Below are 1,081 nucleotides of genomic sequence, written 5' to 3'. Positions count from 1 at the left end.
CCCGTTTACCTTCGAGATAGGTGTCAATAATTTTTTGGCGTAAATCAATAGAGTAGGGTCGCACTGCAAATTTTGATTGGGTAGATTACAGCTTTATCTTACTCGCTATCGCTTTACTAGCCCGAAAAATGCTGTATAAAAATAAAAAAGAGTGGCTAAAAAAAATTTTCAGCTTACAGTAGCTCATGTCTTTGCATTCTAAAGCACTAAAACACAGTCGTTTTGTTACTAACTCCAAGTGTTTTTATTGCCATACTTAGAGGTCCGTCAAATAGGCATGGAATTGTTGTATTGAAATATCCTACTGTATCTTTTAGTTCACAGTATTTTTCTTGAGTTAATTTTGTATCAGTAACTCAAGAAAATAAAGTCAAAGTGCTTTTATTAAGATCTATTTTAAAACAGTACAGCTTGACAGAAAGAAAAACCAGAAGGGACGCCTATTTTATTTCGTTTTCTTCCCAGAGCAGCAGGACATTTTTTTCTGTAAAAGCAGAGCAATTTGTACTGAAATCATTATCAATAACGACATTAGATTCTTCGATCAAGATATTTGTACCGTTGCTTGTATCTGCTTCAGAGTCTAGTACAATGGGGTACTGTGGTTGTTGACATGCAGCATTAACGAGTACTTTAACTGGGAATACAACCGAATCATCGCTATAGGTGTAGACATTGGCGTGGTAGTAATAGCTATAGTCATCATAGTCGTAATTATATTCATAACCATACCGATACTGGTAATCAAAATCAATGAATACAGGTTCACTTTTTGCCTGTTGAACAACGATAAATGATAGACCACTGAGGGCTGTTGTAAACAGTTTATTCATCTTGCTCTTTTCCTCCCTTGACTTAATTGATCAATATTGGAGCGATCAGTTTGAGTGAAATTTTTTGTAAAAGAATTTTTGCTGAAAGCACATCTCTTGGATTTGTTGGTGCTTAATGTTGTACTCAGTGCTTTCGGTCATGAATTATTTATGTTTACGATGAGAAAAATTCGAGGTTGAGTGATTGAAATATTGATGCTCTCCCCCTAAATGATAACAATATTTGAGAAAGCATGACTACGTAGCTT

General features: G+C 35.0%; 1 protein-coding gene. It reads right to left on the bottom strand.

Annotated elements, in window-relative coordinates:
• Positions 1-440: 440 nt before the first annotated feature.
• Positions 441-833, bottom strand: a complete 393-nt coding sequence (locus AACR41_RS00060) for a hypothetical protein (RefSeq protein WP_030008357.1) — start codon at positions 831-833, stop codon at positions 441-443.
• Positions 834-1,081 lie beyond the last annotated feature (248 nt).

Origin of the sequence: Picosynechococcus sp. NKBG042902 (assembly GCF_963864045.1) — a bacterium.
In the GTDB taxonomy this organism is placed as follows: Bacteria; Cyanobacteriota; Cyanobacteriia; order Cyanobacteriales; family MRBY01; genus MRBY01.
This window is presented reverse-complemented; position numbering and strand designations above follow the sequence as displayed.

Coding starts and splice junctions, on each gene's coding strand:
- AACR41_RS00060 (WP_030008357.1), bottom strand. CDS start 833: ATGAATAAACTGTTTACAACAGCCCTCAGTGGTCTATCATTTATCGTT.